Origin of the sequence: Pseudomonas sp. BRG-100, from assembly GCF_000737955.1 — a bacterium.
In the GTDB taxonomy this organism is placed as follows: Bacteria; Pseudomonadota; Gammaproteobacteria; order Pseudomonadales; family Pseudomonadaceae; genus Aquipseudomonas; species Aquipseudomonas synxantha_A.
In genome coordinates this window covers 5,797,143-5,822,299 of the sequence record NZ_JPRX01000001.1, presented here as the reverse complement: position 1 = coordinate 5,822,299, position 25,157 = coordinate 5,797,143, and the positions used below count along the sequence as shown (strand labels likewise).

The 25,157-nt window shown below is 55.7% G+C and carries 38 protein-coding genes; 16 read left to right on the top strand and 22 right to left on the bottom strand.

The features are described from left to right. Positions 1 to 2 precede the first annotated feature (2 nt). Positions 3 to 626: a putative metallopeptidase gene (locus JH25_RS01600; protein ID WP_032880688.1), complete on the bottom strand. Its 624-nt coding sequence runs from the start codon at positions 624 to 626 to the stop codon at positions 3 to 5. 77 nt (positions 627 to 703) lie between these two features. Here JH25_RS01600 and JH25_RS28815 point away from each other — a divergent pair, with 77 nt between their 5' ends. Both JH25_RS28815 and JH25_RS27690 read left to right on the top strand, forming a co-directional pair. Next, entirely contained in the window at positions 704 to 904 is a 201-nt protein-coding gene (locus JH25_RS28815; RefSeq protein ID WP_164699543.1) for a hypothetical protein, read from the top strand. Positions 905 to 962: 58 nt separating this feature from the next. After that, positions 963 to 1,451, top strand: coding sequence for a DUF6530 family protein (locus JH25_RS27690; protein ID WP_050549414.1), 489 nt, complete (start codon positions 963 to 965; stop codon positions 1,449 to 1,451). Positions 1,452 to 1,455: 4 nt separating this feature from the next. Here the strand turns inward: JH25_RS27690 and JH25_RS01605 are convergent, their stop codons facing one another. The 3 genes from JH25_RS01605 to JH25_RS01615 are packed head-to-tail and all read right to left on the bottom strand — an operon-like array spanning position 1,456 to position 2,391. Continuing rightward, positions 1,456 to 1,653 carry a hypothetical protein gene (locus tag JH25_RS01605; RefSeq protein WP_032880687.1) on the bottom strand — a complete coding sequence of 66 codons (198 nt, stop codon included), beginning with the start codon at positions 1,651 to 1,653 and terminating at the stop codon, positions 1,456 to 1,458. A gap of 49 nt (positions 1,654 to 1,702) precedes the next feature. Further along, positions 1,703 to 2,020, bottom strand: coding sequence for a hypothetical protein (locus tag JH25_RS01610; protein ID WP_032880686.1), 318 nt, complete (start codon positions 2,018 to 2,020; stop codon positions 1,703 to 1,705). Next, positions 2,020 to 2,391, bottom strand: a complete 372-nt coding sequence (locus tag JH25_RS01615; protein ID WP_025856073.1) for a chemotaxis protein — start codon at positions 2,389 to 2,391, stop codon at positions 2,020 to 2,022. The genes JH25_RS01610 and JH25_RS01615 overlap by 1 nt, the downstream gene beginning before the upstream one ends. 9 nt (positions 2,392 to 2,400) lie before the next feature. On the opposite strand from JH25_RS01615, the gene JH25_RS29445 reads away from it, so the two are divergent. Further along, positions 2,401 to 2,727, top strand: coding sequence for a carbon storage regulator (locus JH25_RS29445; protein ID WP_442961455.1), 327 nt, complete (start codon positions 2,401 to 2,403; stop codon positions 2,725 to 2,727). Between the two features lie 155 nt (positions 2,728 to 2,882). Here the strand turns inward: JH25_RS29445 and JH25_RS28810 are convergent, their stop codons facing one another. The 12 genes from JH25_RS28810 to JH25_RS01660 all read right to left on the bottom strand — a co-directional run bounded on the left by JH25_RS28810 (position 2,883) and on the right by JH25_RS01660 (position 10,601). Beyond that, positions 2,883 to 3,308: a hypothetical protein gene (locus JH25_RS28810; protein WP_164699542.1), complete on the bottom strand. Its 426-nt coding sequence runs from the start codon at positions 3,306 to 3,308 to the stop codon at positions 2,883 to 2,885. A 187-nt stretch (positions 3,309 to 3,495) separates the two neighbouring features. Continuing rightward, positions 3,496 to 4,335, bottom strand: a complete 840-nt coding sequence (locus JH25_RS27685; protein WP_164699541.1) for a lipid II-degrading bacteriocin — start codon at positions 4,333 to 4,335, stop codon at positions 3,496 to 3,498. 8 nt (positions 4,336 to 4,343) lie between these two features. Beyond that, positions 4,344 to 4,529 carry a Com family DNA-binding transcriptional regulator gene (locus tag JH25_RS28400; RefSeq protein WP_081883341.1) on the bottom strand — a complete coding sequence of 62 codons (186 nt, stop codon included), beginning with the start codon at positions 4,527 to 4,529 and terminating at the stop codon, positions 4,344 to 4,346. Between the two features lie 79 nt (positions 4,530 to 4,608). After that, positions 4,609 to 5,121 (bottom strand): acyloxyacyl hydrolase, encoded by a 513-nt coding sequence (locus tag JH25_RS01620; protein WP_032880685.1) that lies wholly within the window; start codon positions 5,119 to 5,121, stop codon positions 4,609 to 4,611. 257 nt (positions 5,122 to 5,378) lie between these two features. Then, positions 5,379 to 5,924: a hypothetical protein gene (locus JH25_RS01625; protein ID WP_032880684.1), complete on the bottom strand. Its 546-nt coding sequence runs from the start codon at positions 5,922 to 5,924 to the stop codon at positions 5,379 to 5,381. Beyond that, the gene (locus JH25_RS01630) at positions 5,921 to 6,511 is read right to left on the bottom strand and encodes a recombination protein NinG (RefSeq protein WP_032880683.1); all 591 of its coding nucleotides are present in this window, start codon (positions 6,509 to 6,511) and stop codon (positions 5,921 to 5,923) included. The genes JH25_RS01625 and JH25_RS01630 overlap by 4 nt, the downstream gene beginning before the upstream one ends. Beyond that, on the bottom strand, positions 6,508 to 6,978 hold the full coding sequence (locus JH25_RS01635) for a hypothetical protein (protein ID WP_032880682.1): 471 nt from the start codon (positions 6,976 to 6,978) through the stop codon (positions 6,508 to 6,510). The genes JH25_RS01630 and JH25_RS01635 overlap by 4 nt, the downstream gene beginning before the upstream one ends. Continuing rightward, entirely contained in the window at positions 6,975 to 7,772 is a 798-nt protein-coding gene (locus JH25_RS01640; RefSeq protein WP_032880681.1) for a hypothetical protein, read from the bottom strand. The genes JH25_RS01635 and JH25_RS01640 overlap by 4 nt, the downstream gene beginning before the upstream one ends. Then, on the bottom strand, positions 7,759 to 8,736 hold the full coding sequence (locus JH25_RS01645; protein WP_032880680.1) for a phage replication protein: 978 nt from the start codon (positions 8,734 to 8,736) through the stop codon (positions 7,759 to 7,761). The genes JH25_RS01640 and JH25_RS01645 overlap by 14 nt, the downstream gene beginning before the upstream one ends. 1 nt (position 8,737) lies before the next feature. After that, a complete protein-coding gene (locus JH25_RS01650) occupies positions 8,738 to 9,586 on the bottom strand; it encodes a BRO-N domain-containing protein (protein WP_032880679.1) in 849 nt (282 codons plus the stop codon). A gap of 130 nt (positions 9,587 to 9,716) precedes the next feature. Beyond that, positions 9,717 to 10,334, bottom strand: a complete 618-nt coding sequence (locus JH25_RS01655; protein ID WP_032880678.1) for a hypothetical protein — start codon at positions 10,332 to 10,334, stop codon at positions 9,717 to 9,719. Between the two features lie 54 nt (positions 10,335 to 10,388). Further along, positions 10,389 to 10,601, bottom strand: coding sequence for a transcriptional regulator (locus JH25_RS01660; protein WP_032880676.1), 213 nt, complete (start codon positions 10,599 to 10,601; stop codon positions 10,389 to 10,391). Between the two features lie 261 nt (positions 10,602 to 10,862). Here JH25_RS01660 and JH25_RS01665 point away from each other — a divergent pair, with 261 nt between their 5' ends. Continuing rightward, positions 10,863 to 11,471 (top strand): S24 family peptidase, encoded by a 609-nt coding sequence (locus JH25_RS01665; RefSeq protein WP_081883365.1) that lies wholly within the window; start codon positions 10,863 to 10,865, stop codon positions 11,469 to 11,471. Positions 11,472 to 11,636: 165 nt separating this feature from the next. Continuing rightward, positions 11,637 to 12,791 carry a hypothetical protein gene (locus tag JH25_RS01670; protein WP_146097881.1) on the top strand — a complete coding sequence of 385 codons (1,155 nt, stop codon included), beginning with the start codon at positions 11,637 to 11,639 and terminating at the stop codon, positions 12,789 to 12,791. A 307-nt stretch (positions 12,792 to 13,098) separates the two neighbouring features. On the opposite strand, the gene JH25_RS01680 is transcribed toward JH25_RS01670, so the two are convergent. Next, positions 13,099 to 13,698, bottom strand: a complete 600-nt coding sequence (locus JH25_RS01680; RefSeq protein WP_032880672.1) for an SPOR domain-containing protein — start codon at positions 13,696 to 13,698, stop codon at positions 13,099 to 13,101. 167 nt (positions 13,699 to 13,865) lie between these two features. Between JH25_RS01680 and JH25_RS01685 the strand changes: the two genes are divergently transcribed. Both JH25_RS01685 and JH25_RS28805 read left to right on the top strand, forming a co-directional pair. After that, entirely contained in the window at positions 13,866 to 14,117 is a 252-nt protein-coding gene (locus tag JH25_RS01685) for a DUF1654 domain-containing protein (protein ID WP_032880670.1), read from the top strand. 65 nt (positions 14,118 to 14,182) lie between these two features. Then, on the top strand, positions 14,183 to 14,503 hold the full coding sequence (locus JH25_RS28805) for a hypothetical protein (RefSeq protein WP_146097880.1): 321 nt from the start codon (positions 14,183 to 14,185) through the stop codon (positions 14,501 to 14,503). A 477-nt stretch (positions 14,504 to 14,980) separates the two neighbouring features. Here the strand turns inward: JH25_RS28805 and JH25_RS28800 are convergent, their stop codons facing one another. Then, positions 14,981 to 15,559, bottom strand: a complete 579-nt coding sequence (locus JH25_RS28800; RefSeq protein ID WP_164699540.1) for a hypothetical protein — start codon at positions 15,557 to 15,559, stop codon at positions 14,981 to 14,983. Between the two features lie 663 nt (positions 15,560 to 16,222). Here JH25_RS28800 and JH25_RS01705 point away from each other — a divergent pair. From JH25_RS01705 to JH25_RS01715, 3 genes are read left to right on the top strand one after another with little or no spacing between them, the layout of a single operon-like run. Further along, entirely contained in the window at positions 16,223 to 16,645 is a 423-nt protein-coding gene (locus JH25_RS01705) for a hypothetical protein (protein WP_032880666.1), read from the top strand. Further along, entirely contained in the window at positions 16,642 to 16,833 is a 192-nt protein-coding gene (locus JH25_RS01710) for a hypothetical protein (protein ID WP_032880665.1), read from the top strand. Before JH25_RS01705 ends, JH25_RS01710 begins: the two co-directional genes overlap by 4 nt. Continuing rightward, positions 16,830 to 17,033, top strand: a complete 204-nt coding sequence (locus JH25_RS01715) for a hypothetical protein (RefSeq protein ID WP_032880664.1) — start codon at positions 16,830 to 16,832, stop codon at positions 17,031 to 17,033. The genes JH25_RS01710 and JH25_RS01715 overlap by 4 nt, the downstream gene beginning before the upstream one ends. Here JH25_RS01715 and ykgO read toward each other — a convergent pair whose 3' ends face one another. After that, a complete protein-coding gene (gene ykgO, locus JH25_RS01720; RefSeq protein ID WP_019816741.1) occupies positions 17,034 to 17,189 on the bottom strand; it encodes a type B 50S ribosomal protein L36 in 156 nt (51 codons plus the stop codon). 135 nt (positions 17,190 to 17,324) lie between these two features. On the opposite strand from ykgO, the gene bet reads away from it, so the two are divergent. The 5 genes from bet to JH25_RS01745 all read left to right on the top strand — a co-directional run bounded on the left by bet (position 17,325) and on the right by JH25_RS01745 (position 20,863). Beyond that, on the top strand, positions 17,325 to 18,131 hold the full coding sequence (gene bet / locus JH25_RS01725; RefSeq protein WP_032881313.1) for a phage recombination protein Bet: 807 nt from the start codon (positions 17,325 to 17,327) through the stop codon (positions 18,129 to 18,131). Next, a complete protein-coding gene (locus JH25_RS01730; protein ID WP_032880663.1) occupies positions 18,128 to 19,756 on the top strand; it encodes a YqaJ viral recombinase family protein in 1,629 nt (542 codons plus the stop codon). Before bet ends, JH25_RS01730 begins: the two co-directional genes overlap by 4 nt. Next, entirely contained in the window at positions 19,753 to 20,115 is a 363-nt protein-coding gene (locus tag JH25_RS01735) for a hypothetical protein (protein ID WP_032880662.1), read from the top strand. Before JH25_RS01730 ends, JH25_RS01735 begins: the two co-directional genes overlap by 4 nt. Continuing rightward, entirely contained in the window at positions 20,099 to 20,452 is a 354-nt protein-coding gene (locus JH25_RS01740; protein ID WP_032880661.1) for a hypothetical protein, read from the top strand. The genes JH25_RS01735 and JH25_RS01740 overlap by 17 nt, the downstream gene beginning before the upstream one ends. 81 nt (positions 20,453 to 20,533) lie before the next feature. After that, the gene (locus JH25_RS01745; RefSeq protein WP_032880660.1) at positions 20,534 to 20,863 is read left to right on the top strand and encodes a hypothetical protein; all 330 of its coding nucleotides are present in this window, start codon (positions 20,534 to 20,536) and stop codon (positions 20,861 to 20,863) included. A gap of 1 nt (position 20,864) precedes the next feature. On the opposite strand, the gene JH25_RS01750 is transcribed toward JH25_RS01745, so the two are convergent. The 3 genes from JH25_RS01750 to JH25_RS01760 all read right to left on the bottom strand — a co-directional run bounded on the left by JH25_RS01750 (position 20,865) and on the right by JH25_RS01760 (position 22,833). After that, positions 20,865 to 21,185 carry a hypothetical protein gene (locus JH25_RS01750; RefSeq protein WP_032880659.1) on the bottom strand — a complete coding sequence of 107 codons (321 nt, stop codon included), beginning with the start codon at positions 21,183 to 21,185 and terminating at the stop codon, positions 20,865 to 20,867. 275 nt (positions 21,186 to 21,460) lie between these two features. Then, the gene (locus JH25_RS01755) at positions 21,461 to 22,147 is read right to left on the bottom strand and encodes a hypothetical protein (RefSeq protein WP_164699539.1); all 687 of its coding nucleotides are present in this window, start codon (positions 22,145 to 22,147) and stop codon (positions 21,461 to 21,463) included. Positions 22,148 to 22,218: 71 nt separating this feature from the next. Beyond that, positions 22,219 to 22,833, bottom strand: a complete 615-nt coding sequence (locus tag JH25_RS01760; protein ID WP_032880657.1) for a hypothetical protein — start codon at positions 22,831 to 22,833, stop codon at positions 22,219 to 22,221. 54 nt (positions 22,834 to 22,887) lie between these two features. On the opposite strand from JH25_RS01760, the gene JH25_RS01765 reads away from it, so the two are divergent. Next, positions 22,888 to 24,936 (top strand): DNA cytosine methyltransferase, encoded by a 2,049-nt coding sequence (locus tag JH25_RS01765; RefSeq protein ID WP_032880656.1) that lies wholly within the window; start codon positions 22,888 to 22,890, stop codon positions 24,934 to 24,936. The last annotated feature ends 221 nt before the right edge of the window (positions 24,937 to 25,157 follow it).

Below are 25,157 nucleotides of genomic sequence, written 5' to 3'. Positions count from 1 at the left end.
AGTCAGGCCGACTTGAGCAGACAGGTTCCGCAGGCCCTCGATATGTTCAATTTCCCCACCTCAGCAGGACTGTTTGCAGCATCCACCAACGCTTGAACGTCAGGGCTTGCACCGTAGCGGCGGACGACACCGACGAACTCTTCGACGTCATGACCACGCATCTCCAGCTTCGGCGCCCCTTCCTTGTTGAAGGCTGGCTGACCGTACTTATCGTTGGCGTGTGCGATGTGATAAAGCTCATGCTCTACCAGCGCGCAGAAGTCGGTGTCGCTGCATTGGGCGCAGTAGTCAGCAGCCAACGTGATGATGAAAGCCGGCACATCGCCGAACCAATCACTCATCTGTTGCTCCATCCGCGCCTTCTGCCAGCCGCCGGCGCGGAACGCTACCTGCTCGGCCTGCCCCAGGACTGTCCTACCCTGCTTCTCAAAGCTCGACGACGCCCACATGATCCGGATATCTGCGTCCAGTAGGTGGGCATGGTCTTCGTTGTGAATGCTGCCGGTGTCGGCAAGTATTTCGGTTTGGAGCCATTCCCACACCTCAGGCGCTGGAGTAAGGCGGATACCGAAGTCGGAGAGGTCAGACAGCTCAAGCAGTGACGATGGAGGGTGTGGCCTGTCCATGGATCACCTTGAGCTTGAAATAGTGAAACGTTGCCGGTATTGGTATGAATCACACCACCCAGCAAGGAGCGCTTCAAATGCCTGAATACATTGTTCAGAAGGTTCCGGTTGTTTTCCATGTGCAAGGCAACCGCAATGGCCGTAATACACCCGATCCAATTCCTGGCTTCGAATGGAGAATCGTACACGCCGTAACGGGTAGACGGCACGGCGATGCCTACAATGACGAAGCGCGTGCTGAGGCCGCATGCCTTCGGCTAAATCAGCAAGGACAGTGACTGATGGCCGCACTCGCCTTCATCGCGCCTCGCTCAATCGCCCTAAGGAATGATCTCAATGCCCATTGAAGAGTTTGCCGCAAAGCACAACTACGCCGTTTCTCCACCGCTACCTAAGCATCTCGATCATCAGCCCGTATATGCCATGCCATACAAGCAGTTTGATGGCTGGCGCGAAGGAGTGACTGATACAAGATACCTATCCATAGGCATCTCACAGTGGAGCACCGATGAGGTTTCACTGAAGATCATGCGCTACAAAGAACAATGGTCACGCCAGTCCGAAGAGCTGCCGTTGCATAGGGTAATCGATTCATCAATTTTTCTGGCCAAGGTACTACTTGATCGTGGTGAGCAAAGCGTCGAAATCGAGCGAAACCTTTTCACTAATCAATCCGAAGGGTTTCGGATACAGGAAGAATTAGTTTCGGCGCAAGAAAAAAGTCAGTTCGATAACTTCTTGACCGAGCACGATGAGGCCCTGAGAGAGCGCTTCAATAAGCTGTATCAGATGCTCCTCAGTCTCAAGGCTCAGGGCAAACTCTGATCCACTATGTTGTTGAACTCACCATGATTTGGGTCTGCGCATGAGCATGGCCGTGGAGCAAAGCAACGATCAGACCCTGAAGCAGTTCGGCAGCCTTGGCAGCATCCACAGCATCGGCAATGGCTTTGTCGAGAGTGCTTACCGCTGCGTTTATGTCCGGACTCATTGGCAGTGCGTGGCGCAGCCGGGTGACGGTGCTCATCTGCAAAACCTCGCGCCACGATTTGGCGCATTCGAAAACGTGGCGCGCATTACTGCGCTACCCGATTCAGGGCCTCATCAGCCTTGTCGGCAGCCTGGGCGGCGGTGGTTGCTGCCTTTGATGCCTTCTCTGCGGCGGTGCCGGTCTTGCGGGTCAACTCTTCCAGCAGCCGGTCACGCTCAATCATCGCTGCGTCGTATGCACGGCGAATGTCCTGCACCTGGTTGCTCTGCTTCTCAGCGAGTGACCAGTAGGCGGCTTGGTAACCTAGGACTGCCCCACCACCAACCAGCACAACAGCACTGGCCCAGACCTCGGTCCGGCGCCACCAGCGGCGCGCGATAAACTCCAATGCACATCTGTCCATCAGGCGATACCTCCCAGCTTGGTACGCAGGCGAGTGATCTCGTCGCTCTGTTGGGTCACGCGGTCAGTGAGTTGGGCGACCTGGCTTGTCAGCGCTTCGATCTTGCCTTCCATACGCCCAACGGCGGCGGCCAGGTCATTCCGCTCTTTCGCGAACTGATCGGCGCGGGCCTCGGCCTCTTTGCGGGCAGCTCGTTCCTGGTTCAGCAGTTCGTTCAGTCTTTTAAGCGTGCCGATATCAGCACTATCCATGGCGCGGTCGGTTGCGTCCTTGGAGAGGAACCGGCGCAGCCATAGCAGGCCGCCCAGCACTACGGTGGCACTACCGCCCAGCCAGGTAGCTGTGCCTGGGCCGAGGTCAGTAGGATCCATCGTCACTCCATGTCTTGTTGTTCTCCCAGTCAGGGAGCAAAGGATCAAATAAGGCTTTTCGGCAGAACAATCAGACAAGTCCTACATTTTTTTCGCAGAACTCATGCAATTAATCCCACTGATAACGGGACCAATCAGAAGGGATATCAAATGCTAATACTCACCAGAACGCCCAATAAACGCCTATGCGTCGGCGACGAAATCAAAATCAAGGTGCTCAAGGTCAAAGGCAACGCCGTGTTTCTAGGAGTAGACGCGCCTAAGAGCATGCGGATTGTACGTTCCGTGCAAGAGAGAAAACCCTTAGATGACGGTTCTCCACCTAGGGAGCCTTGAAGTCTGTCCCAACTGCACTCCCAGCTCGGAGCAATGGGCGTGGTGGAGCCGAAAAATAGAAGGCCTCGATCAATGTCGAGGCCAGAAAGTTATTTGGTAGCGACCAGAACCGCCCGACAATGTCAGGCTCGCCCTATGAGAACCTAAAATAAATTCTAAATCGATGATCGACTTGGTTTAACAACTCGAATCCCCCCCACACAAAGCAAAATCACAACCAATAAAAATAATACCCCACTTAAGATCCCGATTATCGAATCGTACGAAAATGCCGCCACCGAAAAAACACCAAGGACACACGTTAAAAGCAAGGGAAGGTTAGCAAGGCTGGAGATGAAAAGCTTCGTTCTAGAATGCTCAACACTCACAACCTTACAAGCCAGCAAGCCAATCAATGACAGACCCCAAGAAATCGCACCCAACCCCATAATAAAGGATGAGAAAATATATGCTGCCGGAACCCCGACTGTATCGCTTGGATCATTCGGATTTTCGAGCGCACCAGCAACTGAGTACACGTATAAAAGAAACGCTAACAACGATAAAAAGACAAGAAAAAAATACCACTTCCATGAGCTCATACTAACCCAACTCCATCAAGATCAATCGTCCGAAATATTGATCAATATTAGAGGTGTTTTTTTGGGGGCCGTCAAACCACTCATTCGAAAAATCACAAATCTCCACACAAAACCCACAAACAGCAGTCATGCCAATAGCTGGCATGACCGTGTCCAGAAGGGATCTCCCCCGCCTACAATGACTCAGTTACCGATGGATATCGATCGGCAGCGAGCCCCTGATTTCGATTTCAAATTCCTGAGCGCCTGTCCCGTTTTGAATCGCTCGTAGAACCGTCGTCGCCGCCTCGGGCAACGCATTTCGGAAGGAGCCTTGATTCGCGTCATACTTGTCGTTATAAGCACGAGCCTCCCCATTAAATACCACGGCGCCGCCTTCATACTTGGTAGCATTACCTTCGATCTTCAGGGTGATATTCCCAAGAACAGAACCCGTATTAAAAGAATCGTCGAAAGTATTGTAAGGAACCTTATCCAGCACGATCCTCGTAGTGCCAATGGACAGAGCACTGAACTGCTGCTCAAGCATCGGAATTTTAGTAACCGATGGATTCAGTCCTAGTTTGGTAATATCCATCCGGACGGTGGCACCTTTACCGTTTATGAAATGACCCAATGCAGACACAGGGCCAAGTTCTGATGCAGAAATTTGTTTCACTTCTTGCGTCGGGACGGTAGATGTCACCAGCAAAGGATTGCGATACGCATAAGACAGAGCGACTGCCGGACTGACACCTGTACTACACATATAATTGTCCGCGAAAGATAGAACTTTCAAGTCCCGGCCAAATGTATTAGAACCCAGCATCCAAGGCTCAAATTTACCGTAGCGACCAATATAAAAATCAACTTCCGAACAGTGCTTAACTAATACCTCGCGCCACATGTTCTTGGCATAGTACCCATTCCTGATCAATTGCATCCCATTGAATGCCACCATTGGACTTTGCATGGTTGCGCCACCCGTCTGGTTGAGGCCTGGGTAGAATGGTTCTGGAGCTGTAATATTAATGGCTGGAAGTTCCATTTTTTCACCTATTGAGTCGAATGATTTGTCGCGGAGGATTCCGCTTTCATGTCGCTCAAAGGCGATTGTTCGAGGCTCGTGGCCTTCACATGATTCAACGTCCCGCATCGGGAGCATTTGATCTGGAGCTCTTTAAACTCACCCGTACGGGCGAGAAGTCTTTTGCAGTTACCGCATCTGAATTCTTTCAACATCTGCAAATTCCTTTTGCTGAATCGCCCTTTCCATGGGCAATAAAAAACCCAGCGCGATGGCTGGGTTTCTGTGTGCTATTTAGATCGAATGGCTGTAGAAAAGCGCGTAAGACTCAATGCCGTCGTTTGGCTGTTTGATGCCCGCATTTGAATAGTGAGTAGCGCGGATTCCGACTCGCTGCGTATCGCCGAATTTCAAGCCTGCGCCGATCCGATCTTCAAAGTTGAAGGAGGATCCAAATTTCTGATCGCCAGCGGTCGTACCCGAAAACATTGCGACACCGACACCAGCTTCAATGAACGGCTTTATTTCGCCCTGGCCAAACTCGTAAACGAAAACTGGCGAGAAGGAAACAGAATGACGGGCACCTGCTTCTTTGCCCGATTCCCAATACGTGTAACCCAGATCCCAATAACCTGTCAGCTTGCCTGTCGAACTTTGCAACCAGGCCTTATCCCAACCAAAACCCAGCGCCGCTCGGGCAGTCAAGCCACTCTGACTAGTCGCGCCGATAGCGCCAGATATTTCAGCAGCCTGCACACTCAGGGTTGTAAAGGAAAGCACGAGTGCAGCGAGTACTATTTTCTTCATTTTATGACCAATTAGTATTGAAAAATCAGGTAATTACGGATTTTGGAGACCCTCAGAGGATGGTCGCTTCCAAAACGTTCAATAATTTTTCAACCAGTCATTTTTCACATACATTTTGGCAGAATGCACCTATACGCATTAATTTGAAAATATTACAGGCAATAAAAAACCCGACGCGATGGCCGGGCTTTCTATTCAATCCTACAAACGCAGGAATGACAGGATGAATATATATTGGCTCACTGGATCATTTGGTGTCAAGCGGCTTGTGTATCGATGAGATCTTCTGTGTCCAGTAGCGTTTGAGCGCAAACCAGAGCCTCGTCCACTTCTCGATTGAGGACTTTGCGAATGTCGCGCCGCCACCGCTCCTGGGTTTTGATCGGATGCGGCTCATCCGACCAGTTGTCCATCTCATACCAGCCGGCCGGCAGCACGTTGGTGGAGCGCTTACCGCCCACTCCAGGAAGCATGGGCAGTGCCCAGGTCACCACGGCGCAGTGCACGAATCGCGATGGTGCCGGTGACCGTACAGATCGGGTCAGCTCAGAAATGGCTGCATGCTTGCGCTCAACATGCGTCGAGTACTTCGCCACCAGGGCCCGCCAGTGCGCCGGGGTCAGCGCCTTGTGCAGCCGTCCGAACACCCAGCAATCCTGCAGAAACATAGCCTCCTTGCCGACGATCTCCCCCTTCTGCTTGGCGCACTGCACCTTCGGCTCAAAGTCGCAGCCACCGGCCGAACTGATGGTCTCGGCCGCAAGAGCTCGAACTACTGCTGAAACAACGTTGCGATAGGTCATGCTGCAGCCCTCTTCAGCTCTCTTATCTTTGCCCGGTAGTAGGCTTTGATGCCCTTGATCTGCTCGACGGAGTACTTGCGCACGCTCTGGTCAGCTTCCAGGGCATCAACGGCCTCCTGGCCGATGCGCGCGATCAGGCCGATCCGGTAGTCCACGGCGTTGCCGGAAAGGAACCGGTTGTCCTGCTTGCTCTGGGCGTGACAGTTACGTTCATCGAAGCGCAGGTGCGGCGCGGAGCCAACGCTGCGATAGTGGCCGGCATCGACTGCGTTACCGCTCCAGTCCAACGGCTTGCCACTGGAGATGCAGAGATGGCCGGCGGCCTGGTCCCGGGTGCGAACGTACTCGTTGAACGCCTGCTGAGCCTCACGCATGTGTTCTCCGCGGCTCTTCAGCTTTTCCTTACGGACCTTGATCTCGCGGCGCTCAACCTGGGCCAGTGACTTGCGCGCCTTCGCCTGGTTCACGTCCTTGATGGCCAGGCCACACTTCGGGCTGCATACGGCCTGGCCCAGGCGCTGCGGCGGGAAGCTGATGCCGCATGCAGGGTTCTTGCACTTCTTCGGTTTGGGTTGCTTGGCGATCATGCAGCCTCCTTGCTGAGTAGATCAGTGAAAACCACACCTTGGCCTGTGAAATAGGCAGCGATGCGATCGGTGTAATTAATGCCCTGGGCGCGGTTGAACAGGCTGGTCACCGGGAAGCCATCCGGGCCGAAGAGCTTGCACTCCCCCATCATGGCCAGCTTCGTTTCGTACGGGAGGTGGCGCATCACGCGGTACCACTCGGCCTGGAATCCGGCGTCTTCGTTCAAAAGGATCTGCACGCCGAAGTGCAACTTGCAGTAGCGTCGAGCGTCGGCTGCGTCGCCGATCTGGGTCATTTCTGCAATACGCTTGTACATCCCAAACCACAGCCGGTTCTGATCCAGCGTGCGGTCCTTGCCCGGGCGGAGGGAGACCACAACGAATTTCTTGTCGCGGTACATGGCACTGAGTCGCGTGATTGCCTCGGACAGCTTGGCCTGGCAGTTGACACTGATCTTGTCGGTCATAGCGCCGCCCTCTTCTCTTCCAGTTCCTGGGCCTGTTTGATCAGTAGCGCACGGCGATCCGCCAATTCGTTTGCCGCCTTAATTCGCAATTCAGTTTTCTTTTCCGTGCTGGCGCTACGCATTGCCAACATCGACTCCTTCACGGCTTCAAGCTTTGTGCGGAGCGCTGGCTCAGGCCTGGTGACGCTTCCGGTTAGCAAGCCAGCAATGGCCCGCCCATCCTCGGTGATCGGCTCGACACTCAGGTCCGCCAGGTACTTCTGGGCGTGTTCGCGCGGGATACGCTTTAACTCCATCGCCTTGGTCACAGCCTGGATACGGCGGTCGGCGTCGAAGCCTACGGATACGTGCCAGTTGACCGCCTTCGCATCCTCGCGGGCCTGGCCCACGAACCTTTGGTAGGCGTCGATGAAAGCCATGCGCGCGCCGATCTTGTCGCCGCCATCCAAGATGGGTTTCGCGGCTGCCAGGGCCAGCTGGATCTCGTCGGTCAGCACCACGGTTTCAAATTCGTCGTTGGTGGTCATGGCGATGGCCCAGGCCTCGTCCTTGCCGGGACGGCCGTCGGAGGACTGGACGCGTTGCAGGATGTCAGCCATTGCCAACTTGCCCTTCACCTCGAAGCGGCAGGCCCTCAACGCGGCTTTGACGACGGGCACCGGATACGCGCAGAGGTCTTCAGCCATCATCGCGGCAGTGCCTGGATTCATTTCCTGCCCCATGGCCTCGGCGGTTGCGCAGATGGCGGCGGCCAGCCCAGCAACCTGCTGGTCGTTCATTTCAAAGGTATTCATTGCGGTCACCTGCTTGGCGTTTGGCCAGAACCATCTGGGCGGCCTGCTCGGCTGCTGAGTGGTTTGCTTCGGTCCGCTCCATCTGGCGGGCTGTCGTACCGTTGATTCGCTGCCCGGTCACCCACTGGGTGTGGTAGCTCTCGGCGTTGGCCAGCAGCTCGTTGAGGCTGTGGCACTTGCGCAGCACAGCGGCGTCGCTGGTTTTCAGGAAGTGGGCCGCAACGTGATGGGCGACATCGGCGCCGAGGCGGTCAACCAGGTGGCCGAGCTGGCCGCCGACCTTGGCATTCCACACCGGCCAGGCGCTGTAGCGTTTGCGGTAAGCCATCGCGTAGTTCGCCCAGACCTTGAAGGTTTTGCAGGTCTGGTCTTTGGGGCCCGGCATGTCGGCGGGAATCTCGACCCGGGGAGTATCGGTGCGGTCAACCACCAGCACCAAGCTGCGGGACTGAGCCGGCTTGCCGGTGGCGTCCTGCAAGTCCTGACTGGTTTCCTGATTGGTACCCTGATGATTGGTATCCTGATTTGTCGGAGATTTTTCCGACCCTTGCCCGGATTTTTTTCCGACCTTGCTCGGAGATTTATCCGAGGTAGATCGGATTTTTTTCCGACCCTTATTGTTTGGTGGGGTCGGATATTTTTCCGACCCGTCGAGCTTCTGGTTCCACTCGACGGCCTTCTCTGTGAGGCGGAAAAGCGTGATGTTCGAGGTGCTGGAAAGCTCAATCAAACCGGCCTCTTCCAGGGCCTTCAGCATGCGGTAAGCGGTGTCCGGCTTGTCAGTGAGCAGCGGTAGCTCCTCGATGATCTTGGCCTTGCTCAGCGCGAAGAAGATCCCGTCATCAGTCTTGATTGGCTTGGTCCAGCTCGGGCAGCCGTAGACGAAGGCGAACAGCAGGGCCTGCTGAGAATTCAGCCCCCACTCCAACGCCTTCACCTGGTTAATCGTGACGGTGTATTGCATGTCAGGCCTTCCCGACCTTTGCGGCCAATTCAAGAAAGCGATCCACGTACCAGTGAGGCTGCGTCTCGCGGGGGCATTGAGGGCTGGTGAGGTTTTTGCCGTAGGCCATGCCCTTCTCGGTCACGGACCAGAAGTCCACCATTTCCTGCTTGGAGTTTTTGCGCTGCAGGACCTTGAGGAAGCCGTGGGCCTCCAGTGAAAGGTTGAAGGCGCGGGCGGTGCTGGCGATGGCGTTATCTTTGATCAGGGCGGTGATTGCCTTAGTAGGCATCGAAGAGCCGCCAGCAGCGTCAGGGGCGGCATCAACGGCGTAGCCTGGGAGGAACTTGGCGTCCAGGCCGTTGTTGGCGGCGATCTTGGCCAGCATCAGCATCTTGCTGGAGTTGGCAGGCTTCAACAGGCGGTCAAAGCATTCCAGGATGGCCAACTCGCCGACGATTTTGGAGTTGTTCGGGCCTAGGGCAGAAAAGTTGCCGGTCTTGCGGATGCTCGGCAGGACCTGGCCAACCACCCACTCTTCGAACCTCTCAGCGGCCGGCAGCTTGGACTTCATCACCAGCCGGTACAGGTCCCGCTCCGGGATGATGGTCATGAAACCACCACCCTGTTTCGGGGTAGTGGTCGCGGCCTTGCAGTGACGGGACACGGCGTTCTCTGGTTTGGAGTAGCCGAGGGCGTCAGCGACGTCGCGCGCAACAAACCACGGATCGCCGAGCTTGTCGGTGATGACCCGGATTGCGGCGCCGTCGAAGTCGAACGGAATCACTGCTGAATTGCGCGCCACGTTTTCAGATTGCGAAAAACGTGGCGCGAGATTGGTAGAGCTATTGATATGTGGCGGGGTTTGCATATAATCGGCCTCACAAAGTGTTATCGAATTAGCCGACCTCGACCGTCGGCTTTTTTGTGCCTGGGCTTCAGATCCGCTTAATTCATAGTGCGAACCCGATGGGCACCGATTCCCGCGCATGCGCGGGAAATCAGGAAACAGATTTCAAATTTCGCTGGACCGAAGCGAGCAACTGCTCAGCTTTGCGCCCCAACTCCCCCGCCTTCGCTTCAACCTGGCGGCACTGCTTGGCGAAAGCCGGTAGGTGCGGCAGATCCAGTTCGCACATCACTTGGTCGTCGAACACTTCGCTGCCGGTGTCGATCACATCACCCAGGGCGCGGATCAGTGCGCCGAAGCTTTTGTTGGCGCATTGGTCGCTGGTCATCTGGCGGGCGCCGGTCAGCCCGTGGCGGCTCGCCAGTTCGTTCACGCAGTGGTCGCGGAATTCAGGCTCAAGGGCGTTTACCCAAGACTCTTCCAGCCAGGACGGCATTTCCTGATCACCGGACAGCCAGCGCTGAACACGCTTGAGCCAGCGGCCGGTCGCCTTCACAAAGTCGGATACGTCGTTCTGCAACGTCAGCGCAGCGAAGTCCGGAACCTCTTTGGCGACAGCCTTCTCTGGGCAGGACAGATGCAGTTCGCGGCTCAGCGCCTGGGCAAAGTCGTCTTGGCTGAGGCTGGTACGCGCGATCTGGTTTGCAGCGTGGGCGACCAGCACCTGGTCACGGGTTTGTACGGTGTGTCTGGAGCTGGACGTTTGCATGGGAACTGCTCTCTTCTAATCTGGCTTCATTGGAACGGCGGACAGGGATGTCGCTTAGCTGGCGTGCTTCCACTGGATTTCTGGTAAGCATTCCTGGCGCGTCACCTTCCCGCCCGTGGCGTGTTCAATTTCAATGGCGCGCTCGGCAGTAATCGACCGGTCACCAGAGATGAGTCGAGACAGATAGCTCGCTGGGATACCAAGGCTTAAAGCGAGGCGTTTTCTTCCGCCGCGCGGAAGCTGCTTTGCGTACGTGGGGAAGTCCATACGGATTTACCTTCTGGTTCATTTATGCATGAATTTACCATAAATGTTTACCAAGTAAAGGTAATTTCCCTTAAGGGAAATAAAGGTTTTAATTGAGGGATGGAAATCAAAGACATACGCAGAGCCCGAGTACGCCAGATCATTGATCGCGACTTCGGGGGTAAAGACGCTGACTTCGCCGCCAAGGTCGACAAACAGCCGTCTTACATTTCACGGCTGTTTACGGACAAGGCCGAACACCTGAGGAATATCGGGGAGAAGATGGCGCGCGACTTCGAGCAGAAGTGCGGGCTTGAGCCAGGATCTCTGGATCTGCCTTTGAGCGAAGCTGAATTATCTTCAGGTAGCGTTTCACATGCGGCGCAGCCGCGGATCCAGGTAGATGTGCCCCTGAAACAGATAAGCGTCTGGGACGATCAGACACCAGTTAACGATGACGAGGTCTGCGTTCCATTTCTGAGGGAGGTAGAACTGGCTGCCGGCTCCGGGCGATTCTCCATCGAAGAGCACGATGCAGAGTTTTTGCGATTCGGCAAAAAAAGCCTGCGCGAAAACGGGGTCCAGTTCAGCAACGCTAAGTGCGTGACCGTTCGCGGCAACAGCATGATCCCAGTTCTCCGGGACGGCGCGACCGTGGGTGTAAATACCGGCAAAACCGGGCTGGGCGATATTGCTGATGGCGATCTTTACGCTATCAACCACAATGGCCAGTTGCGAGTTAAGCAGCTATACCGTTTGCCGTCGGGGATTCGTTTGCGCAGCTTCAATCGTGATGAGCACCCCGATGAGGATTACACCTTTCAGCAGATGCAGGATGAGCAGATAGCTATCCTGGGGCACGTATTCTGGTGGGGTATGTACGCTCGGTAAGAGTAGGATGCCGCTGGAGGCAACCGACCGGGCAGCTTCAGAGCTTCACGTAACAATGGACTGAATTGCGTCACCATGGAGAGCATCGACTCTTCTGACATGGAAGTGTCTGCTGAATAGATCAGGCCTTCTGCACTTAAATTTGAAGTTTGGGGATAAACTTCCATGCCGCAGAATGTACCGCCAATAGCGCCGCCTCCACTACAGCCCGCTCCGGTACTGCTTACCACTCATCAAGTGGCAAGCGGTCTAGCAAGATGGGCAATTGACAGAGGCCTGATCGAGCATTTGCCGCCCGAGGTCGACAATGTTTACTTGACCCCTACGCCCCCCATTCCGCTTTCGGCAGAGGCCGAGCAGATATTGAGACACAAGGAAATTCAGACGATTTCCTTTAACTCAACCAGTCGGACAATTTACCTCTACACCAAGAAAAAGGTTACGCAAAAGGATTTGCATACACTCCCGACCAGCATCCAGAGCAATGGAGTCGCGTATCCTCAAGGGCATTTGGATACGGTTGGGAAAAGCCTTGGGTCTGCCCAAGGAACGACATACGCGATTCATAAAGCGGCATCGGGGAATGAGTTTTACACTTGCGGTTCTTCGATTTCCCCTGGCAACGATGCTTCCGCCGGTACGATGGGCGCCCTGGTGAGCATGCCGGACGGCCTCTTGTATGGCCTCACGAACAACCATGTAAGTGCGCTATGCAGTCATGTGCAGCCTGAAACGCCTATCCTTGCCCCAGGCGTAGTGGATGTTGGACCAGGCGGAATCCCTCCATTTACTCTTGGCTATCACACCAAAGCTTTGGAGATGAAGGTCGGATCTTTGGGGAACGTTGATATCGCAGGTAATTTGGATGGTGCGGTTTTTCGCATTCACAACGTTGGAATCGTAAGCTCTATGCAGGGAGGGGCCTTCGATACCCCTCTTGCTGTCGCAGATCCGGTTGAAGGCATGAAGGTTGAAAAGGTCGGCAGAACGACTCGACACACTAAGGGTCATATTGTAAGCAGAGAGTTACGACCTGTGGGCATCAATTACCAAGCGCAGAACTATGGTTTTACAGGTGTGATTCGTTTTGCCAATGTGTTCACGATCCATGGCCTACAATCAGAGTTTTCAGCGTCAGGGGATTCAGGCTCACTTGTCGTGCAAGTGGACGACCATGGCAGACCTATAGCTGCAGTCGGTTTGATTTTTGCTGGCGGACCTGACTCAATGGCTCCTGGCGGAGCTAAATCACTGATGCTGCCCTTGCGGCCGATCTTGGACGCACTCGGGGCAACTTTAGTAGGAGGGTATAATGTGTAGCGACCGCAAGGATCCGGTGGTAGTGGCGGAACACCTATTTCAGGTCATCAGCCCACCATCCGACTGCGCAGTGTCGATCTCAACCTTCTCGCGTCCTGGCAAAAGCATGGCGATTAAGGTTTTCATCCTTCCTCAGTACCGGTATTTGGAGTCGAGAGTGCCAAAAACCTTGGATGGATTCGAGATTCTTCGTGAAATTGCTTCGATGCCCACCGCGAGCTGAGGTAGCAGATCGACTTTACGTTTTTGATGAGCGCCCGGCCCAGTGCCGGGCTTTTTGTTTCTGTATCTTTTACGTACGTCTCTACTATTTGCCCGATGCCGCCGGCTCTTGGTAACGCAGCACAAACCCATTGAGAGTCTTCTTGCGTGCTAGGTCATCCATCTGAACGTTGGCTTCAGCCCGCGTGGAGAATGGCCCTACAAACACACGACTTTTTCCATCGCGGCGTGTTGTGTATGGCGTCCAGCCAGAACTCGCAAGATCTCTACTAATCGCCTCCGCCGTTTCCTCACTACTGACGGACGCTAATTGAACTGACCACCTGACCCCTGGAATTTCCACCGCAGGCTGCGGGGCCTTGATTTTAGTTTTTGCTTCCGTCTCGGCCTTTGCATAGCCGCAAACACTCCCTGCAAACCGGTCCGTCATATCTGGATCGATTATCACGTCAAATCCGCCAGGTCTTTTCATGGCAAGAAACTGGGCGAATCCGGAATAGGCGCCGAACATATTCTTCCCATTCACCTCGCCACAAACGGCCACGTCTGAAACTTGCCGCTCATTTCTAAATTTTGCAGAGTCAGGATCTTTTAGGTGGCTAGCGACTGACGTTCGAGCTCGGTCTATATCTCCGCCGCATCCGGTTACCGCTAGCGCTAGGGCCGTAATTGCTAATCCGCGCATTCCCATCTCCTTGGTCCAATCGACCCAGTGTACCAGTTGCCCCACTGTCATTCAGGATCCCGGCGCTGGCTCGCAGCCGGGTTCTGAGCCAATGGAAGAATTTTCACTTGCCAATGTGCCACGACCGAAATACTGTTTATACATACAGTACTCGCAAGGAGCGAAGCATGAACCAATCCCCCTACTCCGCTGGCAAGCCGAGAAACTCATATGAACTTGTCGGTCACCGACTCAAGCGGATCATCGCCTCACCGAATGTGCAGGAGATCCAAGCAGTTGAAGTGTTCAGATTGGACGACGAAAGCCCAGAGGCGTGGCTACAGGTGATCCAAGACATTGGCGACACCGCAGGTATCCGCATCGACCATTTGGATTCCGGCGCCGTCAGAATCGAGTGGCGAAAATACAGCGACATGTAAATGAGCCCGCTCTTAAGCGGGCTTTTTTACGCCCTTAGAAAACCAATACACATCATAGATTTACCTTGAATCCTGAAATTGTTTACCAATTTATTTACCAATATGCATTGACAGGTAATTTCCAAATGGTAAATTTACCTCAAGCCAGCAACGAACACCGCCGGCCAGCAGCGAAAGCTGCACCACTCTTTAGCGACACCCCTTGCCGGATCACCACCGGCCCAGATTCAAAGGCAGCGATGAACCGGCCTAAACGGTTCAGAGGGTTGGCAACTGACCCGGGCGTGCAGCGTAAAGCGCCAAGAACAGTTATCCAGCGGGAGAACAAGCCGAAAGGCCCGCGGCTGGAAGAACATTTGATTCAAGCCGGTGACCGACGCCAGTAGCGGGTCACGGCCAGCTCCAAAAGATTTGAATTAGCGATCCCGATAGCTTCGGCTGGGACCGCCGGACCTCATGCACCCTGCCCCACTCAATCAGGGCATTCAGAGCTGTAGCGTGCATGTTGTAAGGACCTGTGATCCACGGCGAACAGATGCTGTTTGACGCTGTGAGTAGGAAGCTCGAAGCCCACACCGAAGACGAACGGCCAGCCCTGCAATCAGCGGCGGGTAACTGGCCAACACCGATGATGCAACAACCCCGGCCTGACGCCAGTAGCGTGACCGGGGCTTCACCGATAGGTCTTGGCGACAGGGGCTGACGGGAAGCCAACCGAGGAAGCGTAGATGAGCAATTCAGTGTTTGAAGCAAGTGATGAGGTGATCAACGAGGCAGCTGCATCCTGCGCCAGGCTGCTGGAGAAGTGGTTCGGCGGTGTCGAAGAGGCGATTGCCGCGCTCGAAGCTGATCAGGTCGACATGTCAGACCTTGCTTTGCGCAGCCACATCAAGCACCGCCGGGCGATGACAGTCTGTGCGTACATGAACATTCACGCGTTCTCCCGCGAGGTTCTCGGGCAGGTCGCATGAGGCGAGGGCAAGACGATGAACAAAGTAATTCACATCACAGGGCGCGGTGAGCTGCAGGTGTTTGCCGACGAGAGCCTGGCCGCCTGCATCTCCGAGGCAAACAGGCTCAACGTTGAGCGTGGATTCACCAACGGCGTTCGTGTCGTTGAGTGCGAAGACGGCCACCGAATGACAGCGGCCGATTGCAAGGCTGCGCATGACGGACCTTTTCACTGATGCCCATCCAGAGCGGTTGGCATTGGGAAAACAACCGAGGGCAAGACGATGCCAAACCCAAACAGCCCCAACGGCTGCTACCAGCGCCACGGTTATACGGTTGAGCGAACGCCACGCAAGAGCGGCGCCGGCCACCACCGAGCGATATACGACCAGAACAGTCAGCAGGTTATGAATCGAGCTGGTTACGACGCTGAGATCCAGTTCTGCATTGAGCATGGCTTGATGCTGAAAGAGGATCAGGTCCCGCTGCATTCCGCGTAGCTGTCATTGGCAGCACTTGAAACGGAATGCATGGGCCTGAGCTACGACAGCCTGTCGCTAACTGCCCTATACCGGTGATGGTTGAGGTCCTGGGTGGTCAGGACGAACCCGGTGAACCCACCCGACCCTCTCTATGAGAGCGCATCGGGGTGTGATCGGAGCGTGCCCAAGTGGGCTGCAGCGCTAGGATCGCAAAGACCCGTGAATGTCCTGAGCCGGTATGAGCGAGACGGCCAACACTACAAACGCGGCGGGAACCAAGCAGGGGTAGCGCCCTGGTGTTCCGATCACACCCCGATGCGGACGAAACTGCGGCCTATAATCGCCCACCTGCATCACCGCAACACGCAGATGAATGCCCGGGCTGACGGGCAAGTGTAAGACCTGAGGGATCGCGGGAATCGTGGCCGGTAGAGTGAGTAAGCGCCCAGATGGCCACGGCGAGTCCGAGAATAAGCGGCTGAAACCTTCGCCCCGGTGAAACTCCGGTGTCACTAAGGCCGCTAATAGCCATGCCGGGATCAGCTCCGGCCATCTGCCCCCCCTTCCCCACCTCTATTACGTCAGCACTCCTCCCCCGCGCCCATCGGCAACCAGCGGGAGGCATGAGTGTTGACGAATACAGGTGAACAACCCGCCACTTTGGAGGCGACCATGTCAGCACTACGCAAGGCTCAGTTTGAGCACGACGAACAACTGCCGCCGCCGGTGAGCGAAATATCTCAGCAATTGGCCCGCAGTGAATGGCTGTACAACGCTGCCGAAGAGCTGGCCAGAGGTGGCAGTGTGGTGTTCAAGCGACACCTACACCCACAGCAAGGCGTCACGGCCTACCAGTTCGCACTGGCTGTCGATGAGTACGCCAACAACCTTCTGGCCGACTGCGGCGTCGACACTCCAGCCCTGGGCTACTTACTGATCGCAGGGATGGCGGGTTCGAGGGTGAAATCGGAAGCTCTGGAGCTACTCGGCCGGAGCGACCATCCACTGGGGAAACTAGGCGAGATTGCCGAACGCCTCCTTCAACCTTTGGCTGATGACGCTCTTATCGCCCAGGCCGAGGACAACGAACTGTGAGCCCCTACGTTGAGATCGATAAAGCGTTGTTTGCGCTTGAAGAGCCAGATAAGCCCGCTCTCGACGAGATCTTGGCTGAGGGTTTGATCGTGCGCCACTTCACCTCAGGCGCCATCAACGCAGAAGAATTTCATTGGTATAGCGCACGCCTCCTGGATGTCAGCCGGCGGCGTAAGGAGAAGGCATGACTACCGCACCGGTTAAATCACTGATCGACGAGCAGCTCGAAGATATCAGCGCTCACAACCTGCGCGAGGCCTACAGCCTTGCCGAACGACGTGGTTTCTTCGGTCCACCGGTTGAGCAATTCGCAGAACCAGGCTACGGCGGTCGAGTGCTCCAGGTCCTGCGCTACCGGGTTCAGCAGCAGGATCAGCAAGGAAACTGATCAGCCTTTCCCCTTGTTCTTGTTCTTCGCACTGCCCTGCCGCGCTTTGAATTTTGGATTGGATTTACAGATCACGTAGATCCGGCCGCGGCGCATAACGATCTGGCAGTCACGGTGACGGTTTTTAGCTTCTTTGAGTGAGGACAGCACTTTCATAGGTGAGGCTCCTTGCGTTGAGTTGAAATGTTATTACGTATCTTAGTTGCGAATAAGAACGTTTATCAACTCTTATTTCCCCTTCCCCTTTTATCGCTGCGAGCATCGCGGCAAGGATTCCCCATGTCCGCAGTATTGAAGCAGGACGACAACACACCTGCAATGTCGGAGGCCGCGCTCGTTGAAGTGCTGAGCAGCAGCCTCTATCCCGGTGCCGAAAAGAACTCGGTTGTGATGGTCCTGGCCTACTGCCAGGCCGCACACCTGGACCCGATGTTGAAGCCGGTGCACATCGTTCCGATCTGGAACTCCAAGACGAAAAAGATGCAGGACACGGTGATGCCCGGCATCGGCCTTTACCGCATCCAGGCGGCGCGCACCGGCCAGTACGCTGGAATCAGCGAGCCGGAATACGGCCCGCCAGTAACTGCGAAGCTGAGCGGCGTAGAGGTCACTTATCCCGAATGGTGCCGCGTGACCGTCAAGCGGCAGATGAGCAACGGCTTGGTTGCCGAATACACGGCCAATGAGCGCTGGCTTGAAAACTACGCGACATCGAGCAAGGACACCGCGGCGCCCAACGCCATGTGGAAGCGTCGAGCATTTGCCCAGCTTGCCAAATGTGCCGAGGCCCAGGCTCTGCGCAAAGCATTCCCTGAAGTCGGATCGGCGCCAACGGCAGACGAGATGGAAGGCAAGACATTCGAAGAAGTCGCCAAAGATGTTTCACCGGCGCGCCAAGCCCCACCAGAACCGGACACCAAGCCTGCCTATCCCGACGAACTGCTGGCTGAAAACATCGAGAAGTGGCAGCCACTGATCGACGCCGGTCGCACTAGTCCGGAACACATTATTTCCAACGTCATCAGCAAGTACTCGTTGCGCGATGACCAGATCGAAACCATCACCAACCTCAAAGCCCTCGATGGAGACGCAGCATGAAAATTCACAACGTAGCTCAAGGCTCTGCCGAGTGGCTTGCCCTCCGCGCCCAGTTCCGCACCGCCTCCGAAGCCCCGGCAATGATGGGCGCCTCGAAGTACCAATCCCGCACGGAACTGCTGGCAGCCAAAAAGACCGGCATCACACCCGATATCACGCCTTCTCAGCAGTTCATCTTCGACAAAGGCCACGCTACTGAAGCCCTGGCCCGCCCACTGACTGAAGCGTTGATCGGCGAAGAGCTGTATCCAATCGTTGCCACCGAGGGCAACCTACTGGCCTCCATGGATGGCGCCACGATGCTCGGCGAGACACTGTTTGAGCACAAACTCTGGAATGAGTCGGTCGTGGCCCAGGTGAAAGCCGGCGAACTGGCTCCGCACTACTACTGGCAGCTTGAGCAGCAACTCCTGGTCAGCGGCGCTGAGCGGGTCATCTTTGTTTGCTCGGACGGCACACCGGAGAACTTCGTGCACATGGAGTACCGGCCCGTCGCCGGGCGCGCGGCACAGTTGATCGAAGGCTGGAAACAGTTCGAGGCAGACCTGGCCAACTTCGAAATGGCCGACGCTCCTTCAATCGTAGTCGGCAAGGCACCTGATGAGTTGCCAGCACTGCGCATCGAGCTGACCGGCATGGTTACCGCCAGCAACCTGAAGGTGTTTGAAGACTCGGCCCTGGCTGTCATCGATTCGGTGAAAACCACGCTCTCAACCGACCAGGACTTCGCCGACGCCAAGAAGGCGGTCAAGTGGTGTGGCGATGTCGAGGAGGCTGTCGCTGTCGCCAAGAAACAGGCCCTGTCGCAGACTCAAAGCATCGACGAGCTGTTTTCGTCGCTGGATCGCATTAGCGCCCATGCACGTGAGACTCGCCTGAAGGTAGACAAGCTGGTGAAGGCTCAAGAGCTGTTGGTGAAGACCAGCATCAAGCAAAAAGCCGAGCTCGCCTTGGCGGATCACATCGCCGCAATCAACAAGACCCTTGGCAAAGTCACACTCCCTCACGTCGTTTCGGACTTCGCCGGCGCCATGAGGAACAAGCGCACCATCGCCAGCCTTCAGGACGCGGTTGATACCGAGCTGGCCCGGGCGAAGATCGATGCAAGCCAGGCAGCCGACAGCATTCGCTTGAACCTGACCAGTCTGGCGGAGCTCGCTGTTGATCATGCCTTCCTGTTCAGCGATGTGCAGCAACTGGTGACCAAGGCGAATGATGACCTGGTGACGCTGATCAAATTCCGAATCTCCGAACACCAGAAGGCGGAGCGGGAAAAGGCCGACGCGAAGCGAATCGCGGAAGAACAAGAAGCCCAACGCCTGGCAGCTATCAAGCCAGAACCCGTTGTCGAGAAGGTGGCTGTGCCCGAGCCAGTCCGCGCTGCGCCCGTCCAGACAGCTGCACTCGTCGGCCAGGCCACAAAACCTGTGGCGAGCCACTCCGCGGAGGAGGTAGCGCTCCAGGCCAACGTGACGGACTTTGAGGCCCTGGTGAAAGCCGTAGCGTATGGTCAGGCGCCGATCACCGTCCTCCTGGTCAATTGGGAAGCGCTCGACGCGATGGTCGCAGCGCAGGGTTCAACCTTCAGCATGGCCGGGGTGACACTCCGCAAGGCGGCAGCATGAGATGGGACGCCCACAAGCCTGCTGAGCCAGAGGTAGCCGCCGCCCTGCCCCGTTACATCGACGCGGGCATTCTTGCCGCGTCCAAGGCTCTCCGAAGATCCACTCGTTCATTTAACCGGATCGCGGCGGAGCATGGCATTGAGTTCGCAACCTGTACCGCCAAGACGATGGAGTCGCGGCGCCAGGCCAGGGCCACATTGGTCGCTCAGGTCAAAGCGCTGGCTGAGTCACGCACCCACCAGGCAGAGATCTGTTCTGCCTTGGGTATCACCCGGGCCGCACTGCGCGAGATCGCCGAGATCAATCACATCAACATCGACAATCGCTCAAGAGGTGCCCGGAATGCATCCGACACTTGAAGTACACAATCAGGAACAAGCGAACCTGAAGGCGGCGAAAGCTGCCTTCTTCGCATCTGGCGGAACAGCCCAATTCATCCAGCCGGGTGTGGGCAAAGACAGCCCTGGAATATCTCACGAGCCGAAACGGCCATACGGCTATGCGCGGATTGCCCAGAAAACGAAGCGAGGCCGGATCATCACGCCAGATGACGAACTGGTGATCTGCGCCCAGCTCATGGAGTGCAAGAAATCTGGCATGACCCGGTACAAGGCCAGCAAGAATGTCGGCATCAGCGAGACGCTTTGTCGGCGCCTGATTGCTGATCACTCGCTCGACTTTCCAAAGGCTGGCTGATGCGGCGCTTCTCTAGACCCCAGCAACGCAAACGTCAAACCTGGCTCGCACTGCCGGCCAGCGGAATAGAAGAGGTAGGCCATGGCCAAGACTGTGCAGGAGCGCTCGGCGAAAACCGCCAGGAAGCGCGTGGCACTTGCCGAAGAGGAATTGAGGCTCAGAGTTCGCCCTGGCACCCGCCAGGCTCTGACCGACCTGATGGAGTGGTCAGGCATTACTGAGCAGGGCGAGGCGATGAAGCTGATGATTCATCACCTGCACGCAATGGGCTCTGCGAAGTGTCAGCCGCTGTTGAATCCGCCGCGCCACGTTTTCGAACCTACGGAAATTGTGGCGCGGGAATTCCGCAATAAAAGCCTTCTCGCCATCCAGAAAGACCCAGGCGACGAGATACTTTCTCCATCTTGCTAGCTTATAGACCTTTGTTAAGCTTGGCTTTCATGTACGCGGTGCTGCCGGAGCGCTGCATCTCTTCCCAACTGGTGAAGTCCGTATTCTCGGAAATAAATTTGTCCCATTCGTCGTCCGGAATGATGGCAAAGTCTTCGAGACTATCAATCTTAAATCCCGAGGCAGCAAACAAAGCTTCTAAATCAGAATATTTGCTGTGGGAGGAAACGAATTCCGGATGAAGCGTATCTGTCAGCTTCACCTGATGCGTTCCCTCCATTTCCTTGGCGTTTTTTAAAAGTTGATCGAGGCCTTTGCGATTAATCGTGATCTTCATCGACATTTCGTTTTGCTCCTTGATCCGGCTTCATGCCGGTCACCCGTAATAACCCAACTCAAACCAAATTGCCACCACCGGCCAACGGAGGGCGGCTCCTGACTAGAAATGGTGAAGACCCTCCAGTTGAAGAGGTGGCTGGTCATCACTCCCAAGTGCTTTGACTGATTCAATGTCGTGCACGACATTGGTGACGCCCGACATCACTGTGAGCGCGCCTGGTAGGCTGCGTCGCTTCAAGGCCATGTGCTTCCTCACGCCCGGCGAGCCTGAAAGAATCTTTAGATCGAGCTCCCGGACCGCCGCTTCTTTGAGTCAGGCAGCTCTCTTCGCTTGCAAAACTCAATGAGACCTACATCGTTAAGTACCATTGGAGATATCGCCCCACTGAACTTAGGACGCCAAATCGCCCTTATTTCGAGCTGTTTTGCAAACCGGGGCTCTTTAATAAGAGCAGGGTGAACCCCCCAGTTTCGACCGTTCCAGTCCTCTTCACGCATCATGTACCGAACTGTAGAAACCCCCAAAAGCTGTACCGGAATTTGTCTGTTTAAGGTTTTAGTCAGCCGCTGATAAAACTTACCTAGATCGGTAATTTCAATACAGGAATCAGCTTCCTCAAACTGATCCAGAACATCCCTTGAGTACTCGGCTGACACGCAATGAACGAAACAGTCCGGATGATTAAAGCCTCGAATAAATTGAATATCCTGCAGTACAACATCGGTCGAGTCGCCTAAATTAAAAATTTTGAATTGTTTAATAGCTTCAAGATGGATACTGCCAACATCCTTTTCAGTGACATAAGGGATGTGATGAGAAACGCGCTTAATGCCCTCATTTGCATCGGCTATGCCCCCTTTGTGCTCAGTTCGCCTGAAGTCATGGAGCGTTCCAATCCGAACACCTCCAAGCGCCAACAAAGAATCATTATGCCTCTGACCTGAATATCTAAACGCTGAAAGCACTCTTTGCTCCTTGATCCGGCTCCATGCCGGTGTCCCATTAAATCGATTTACTAGCCGGTTAAATAACTCTGTTAGGCGTTTCCAAATTTCGCATTGAATACTAGTTCATACTCGCCCCAGTAGTGTTCAGCTAACTGCGACTGAGCAAAAAGGTCTTCATACATCAAAACAAGCTCTTGCTCAATAAATGCATCAGCTCCAAGAAACGATGTGACTCTCGACGACATATTCGACATGGCCGCCAACATTCCATTATGAAATATAACCAGATCATAGTTACCCAACTCGTAGGCAGGGAGACTCTTTAGCGAACTCAAAGAAGAGTTAAATAGGTCTCTAAACACAAGATTCCAGCTCTCCTTGAAGACTCCAACGGGCGGCTGCTTTTCAACTAACTCTCTCATGGTCCTGGCATGATCCCATGCACATTTAACCACAGCAAAATATGCATTTGACTTATCCAAAGCCCGCTGATTAGCCTGTTGAATCTGTCTTTCAACTTGACTATTGCTAATCGCAAAAGCTCCCCATATTGCCGCTATTGACCCTATAGCCTGAACCCAGCTTGCCAGCTCACTACTTGTGAGCTTGAACAATGCAATTCCAAACAGTACGGCCAATACAAGCAAGATATTCGATACAGATCGCCAGGGCTTAAACAGGTCTTTTCCGTAATCGTTCAGCATCCCTTACCCCTACCTTGACGTTTGATCGGTAAATATACCCGGCGAGGAACCCCTATGTCCGCAAAACAGAAGAAACACCCCTTCGATTTCAAAACCCAATACGGACTCGGCTTCAACCCTCAGGACGATGAGATCGTTGTCGACTTCTTCTGTGGTGGTGGCGGCGCCGGTACCGGGTTGGAAATGGGCCTTGGCCGCACAGTGAACGTGGCGAAGAACCACAGCCCGCAGGCAATCAGTATGCACACCGTCAATCACCCAGGCGCCAAGCACTTCACCACCGACGTGTTTGATGGTGACCCGGACATCGAATGTGACGGCAAAGCCGTGGGCTGGTTCCACATGTCGCCGGATTGCACCCACCACAGCCAGGCTGCTGGAGGCCAGCCGCGCAAGCGCGAGATCCGCAACCTGTCGTGGATCGGCTTGAAGTGGGGAGGCAAGAAGCGGCCCCGGGTCATCAGCCTGGAGAACGTGAAGCAGATCCTGCAGTGGGGCCGCCTGATCGCCAAGCGCGACAAGGTCACCGGACGAGTAGTGAAGCTTGACGGCAATATCGCGGCACCTGGCGAGGTGGTGCCGATTGGTCAGCAGTTCCTGATCCCAGACCCAAAGCAGCGTGGCCGCACCTGGCGCCGCTTCGTCGCCTTGCTGGAAGGCATGGGCTATGTCGTTGAGTGGAAAGTCATCAAAGCCTGCGACTTCGGCGCGCCGACCAGCCGGGAGCGCCTGTTTATGATCGCTCGGTGCGACGGCCAGCCGATTTTGTGGCCTGAGCCAACTCACGCAAAGAACCCGGCCAAAGGCCAGCAAAAGTGGAAAACAGCCGCTGACTGCATCGACTTCAGTGACCTGGGCAAAAGCATCTTCGGGCGCAAAAAAGACTTGGCCGAGGCCACGCTTCGCCGCGTCGCCAAGGGCATGAAGAAGTTTGTCATCGACAACCCGGCGCCCTTCATCGTGCCGATTGCGAACTGGTCGGGTGAGTCGGTGCAGTCCGCTGGCGAGCCATTGCGCACGATCACATCCTATCCCAAGGGCGGTGCCTTCTCGGTTGTCAGTCCGGTGATTGCACCCGCAACGCACCAGGGCAGTGACCGAATCAACGACCCGCTTGAACCACTGCCCACGGTGACTTGCGCGAATCGCGGCGAGCTGACGCTGATCAGCCCGCTAATGGTTGGAGCTGGTGGCCCTGAATACTCAGGCAAACCGGTGAGCGTGGATCAACCAGCAGGCACGCTCATGACCCAGAACCACCGGGCACTTGCTTCTGCCTGCATCGTCCAAGCTGGCCACGGCGAAGGCTCAGGCGCAAACAAACGCCGCTCCCACGGGGTAAACGATATCTGCGGCCCGGTGGGCACCGTCACTGCGAGCGGCGGCGGCCAGTCCGTCAGCGCGGCGGTGATGATCCAGGCCAACGGCGGTTTCAACACCGTGCACGCCAAAGATATTCGCGATCCAATGACTACGGTGACCAACACCGGCAGCCAGCAGCAGTTGGCAACGGTGAACCTGGTGCACTTGCGCGGCAACTGCGATGCACGGGACGTTAACGACCCACTGCACACCGTCAGCGCCGGGGGCCAGCACCACGGCCTGATCAGCGCATTCATGGAGCGGGCATTCGGCGGCAGTATTGGCCAGGGCCTGGAAGATCCGGCACCGACCATTACCGCCGGCGGTGGCGGCAAGAGCTCCCTGGTATCGCTCACCCTGTCGCCTGAGCATGAAGCTGGTGCGCTGCGCGTTGCAGCCTTCCTGATCAGCTACTACGGCACCGAGAACGTTAGCGCTTGCGATGCGCCGGCACCCACCATCACTACCAAGGACCGGCTCGCCCTGGTCACTGTGATGGTGCAGGGCACGCCCTACGTGATCGTTGACATCTGCCTGCGGATGCTCAAGCCGGCTGAGTTGTACAAGGCCCAAGGATTCCCAGCCGACTACATCATCACCCACGGCGCCGACGGAAAGCCCTTCACCATCACCCAGCAGGTGCATATGTGCGGCAACAGCGTTAGCCCGCCGCCGATGGCTGCCCTGGCGCGGGCCAATGACCCATGGCGCACCGAAGAGCGCCAGGCGCGCGCCGCATAACTCACAGCCACGGCACGACCGCCATCCACTCGGCGAGACGCATCAGCATCTGGCTCAGCAGATCAATCAGCACTTGGTACATCAGGTCAGCGATGAGTTGTTTCATGCGGTAGCGCTCCAGATATCTGAAGCCACATCTTAAAGGGTATTAAGAAGTTGCTCAGCGCACACCCCTGTGGATAACTTTTGATCCTTACACGACACCTTATCCCCCCTACTCC

Excerpts from the sequence above, each read along its gene's own strand:
- JH25_RS27690 (WP_050549414.1), top strand. The coding sequence starts at position 963 with ATGCCCATTGAAGAGTTTGCCGCAAAGCACAACTACGCCGTTTCTCCA.
- JH25_RS01640 (WP_032880681.1), bottom strand. The coding sequence starts at position 7,772 with ATGAATACCTTTGAAATGAACGACCAGCAGGTTGCTGGGCTGGCCGCC.
- JH25_RS01730 (WP_032880663.1), top strand. The coding sequence starts at position 18,128 with ATGAAAATTCACAACGTAGCTCAAGGCTCTGCCGAGTGGCTTGCCCTC.
- JH25_RS01745 (WP_032880660.1), top strand. The coding sequence starts at position 20,534 with ATGGCCAAGACTGTGCAGGAGCGCTCGGCGAAAACCGCCAGGAAGCGC.
- JH25_RS01605 (WP_032880687.1), bottom strand. The coding sequence starts at position 1,653 with ATGAGCACCGTCACCCGGCTGCGCCACGCACTGCCAATGAGTCCGGAC.
- JH25_RS01680 (WP_032880672.1), bottom strand. The coding sequence starts at position 13,698 with ATGCGCGGATTAGCAATTACGGCCCTAGCGCTAGCGGTAACCGGATGC.
- JH25_RS01670 (WP_146097881.1), top strand. The coding sequence starts at position 11,637 with ATGCCGCAGAATGTACCGCCAATAGCGCCGCCTCCACTACAGCCCGCT.
- JH25_RS01665 (WP_081883365.1), top strand. The coding sequence starts at position 10,863 with ATGGCGCGCGACTTCGAGCAGAAGTGCGGGCTTGAGCCAGGATCTCTG.
- JH25_RS01750 (WP_032880659.1), bottom strand. The coding sequence starts at position 21,185 with ATGTCGATGAAGATCACGATTAATCGCAAAGGCCTCGATCAACTTTTA.
- JH25_RS01635 (WP_032880682.1), bottom strand. The coding sequence starts at position 6,978 with ATGACCGACAAGATCAGTGTCAACTGCCAGGCCAAGCTGTCCGAGGCA.
- JH25_RS01630 (WP_032880683.1), bottom strand. The coding sequence starts at position 6,511 with ATGATCGCCAAGCAACCCAAACCGAAGAAGTGCAAGAACCCTGCATGC.
- JH25_RS01740 (WP_032880661.1), top strand. The coding sequence starts at position 20,099 with ATGCATCCGACACTTGAAGTACACAATCAGGAACAAGCGAACCTGAAG.
- JH25_RS28815 (WP_164699543.1), top strand. The coding sequence starts at position 704 with ATGCCTGAATACATTGTTCAGAAGGTTCCGGTTGTTTTCCATGTGCAA.
- JH25_RS01715 (WP_032880664.1), top strand. The coding sequence starts at position 16,830 with ATGACTACCGCACCGGTTAAATCACTGATCGACGAGCAGCTCGAAGAT.
- JH25_RS01615 (WP_025856073.1), bottom strand. The coding sequence starts at position 2,391 with ATGGATCCTACTGACCTCGGCCCAGGCACAGCTACCTGGCTGGGCGGT.
- JH25_RS01610 (WP_032880686.1), bottom strand. The coding sequence starts at position 2,020 with ATGGACAGATGTGCATTGGAGTTTATCGCGCGCCGCTGGTGGCGCCGG.
- JH25_RS01600 (WP_032880688.1), bottom strand. The coding sequence starts at position 626 with ATGGACAGGCCACACCCTCCATCGTCACTGCTTGAGCTGTCTGACCTC.
- JH25_RS01625 (WP_032880684.1), bottom strand. The coding sequence starts at position 5,924 with ATGACCTATCGCAACGTTGTTTCAGCAGTAGTTCGAGCTCTTGCGGCC.
- JH25_RS01685 (WP_032880670.1), top strand. The coding sequence starts at position 13,866 with ATGAACCAATCCCCCTACTCCGCTGGCAAGCCGAGAAACTCATATGAA.
- JH25_RS01765 (WP_032880656.1), top strand. The coding sequence starts at position 22,888 with ATGTCCGCAAAACAGAAGAAACACCCCTTCGATTTCAAAACCCAATAC.
- JH25_RS01645 (WP_032880680.1), bottom strand. The coding sequence starts at position 8,736 with ATGCAATACACCGTCACGATTAACCAGGTGAAGGCGTTGGAGTGGGGG.
- JH25_RS28810 (WP_164699542.1), bottom strand. The coding sequence starts at position 3,308 with ATGAGCTCATGGAAGTGGTATTTTTTTCTTGTCTTTTTATCGTTGTTA.
- JH25_RS29445 (WP_442961455.1), top strand. The coding sequence starts at position 2,401 with ATGTCTTGTTGTTCTCCCAGTCAGGGAGCAAAGGATCAAATAAGGCTT.
- JH25_RS01655 (WP_032880678.1), bottom strand. The coding sequence starts at position 10,334 with ATGCAAACGTCCAGCTCCAGACACACCGTACAAACCCGTGACCAGGTG.
- JH25_RS01660 (WP_032880676.1), bottom strand. The coding sequence starts at position 10,601 with ATGGACTTCCCCACGTACGCAAAGCAGCTTCCGCGCGGCGGAAGAAAA.
- JH25_RS01705 (WP_032880666.1), top strand. The coding sequence starts at position 16,223 with ATGTCAGCACTACGCAAGGCTCAGTTTGAGCACGACGAACAACTGCCG.
- JH25_RS27685 (WP_164699541.1), bottom strand. The coding sequence starts at position 4,335 with ATGGAACTTCCAGCCATTAATATTACAGCTCCAGAACCATTCTACCCA.
- JH25_RS01735 (WP_032880662.1), top strand. The coding sequence starts at position 19,753 with ATGAGATGGGACGCCCACAAGCCTGCTGAGCCAGAGGTAGCCGCCGCC.
- JH25_RS01760 (WP_032880657.1), bottom strand. The coding sequence starts at position 22,833 with ATGCTGAACGATTACGGAAAAGACCTGTTTAAGCCCTGGCGATCTGTA.
- JH25_RS01620 (WP_032880685.1), bottom strand. The coding sequence starts at position 5,121 with ATGAAGAAAATAGTACTCGCTGCACTCGTGCTTTCCTTTACAACCCTG.
- JH25_RS01650 (WP_032880679.1), bottom strand. The coding sequence starts at position 9,586 with ATGCAAACCCCGCCACATATCAATAGCTCTACCAATCTCGCGCCACGT.
- ykgO (WP_019816741.1), bottom strand. The coding sequence starts at position 17,189 with ATGAAAGTGCTGTCCTCACTCAAAGAAGCTAAAAACCGTCACCGTGAC.
- JH25_RS28800 (WP_164699540.1), bottom strand. The coding sequence starts at position 15,559 with ATGCAGCGGGACCTGATCCTCTTTCAGCATCAAGCCATGCTCAATGCA.
- JH25_RS28400 (WP_081883341.1), bottom strand. The coding sequence starts at position 4,529 with ATGTTGAAAGAATTCAGATGCGGTAACTGCAAAAGACTTCTCGCCCGT.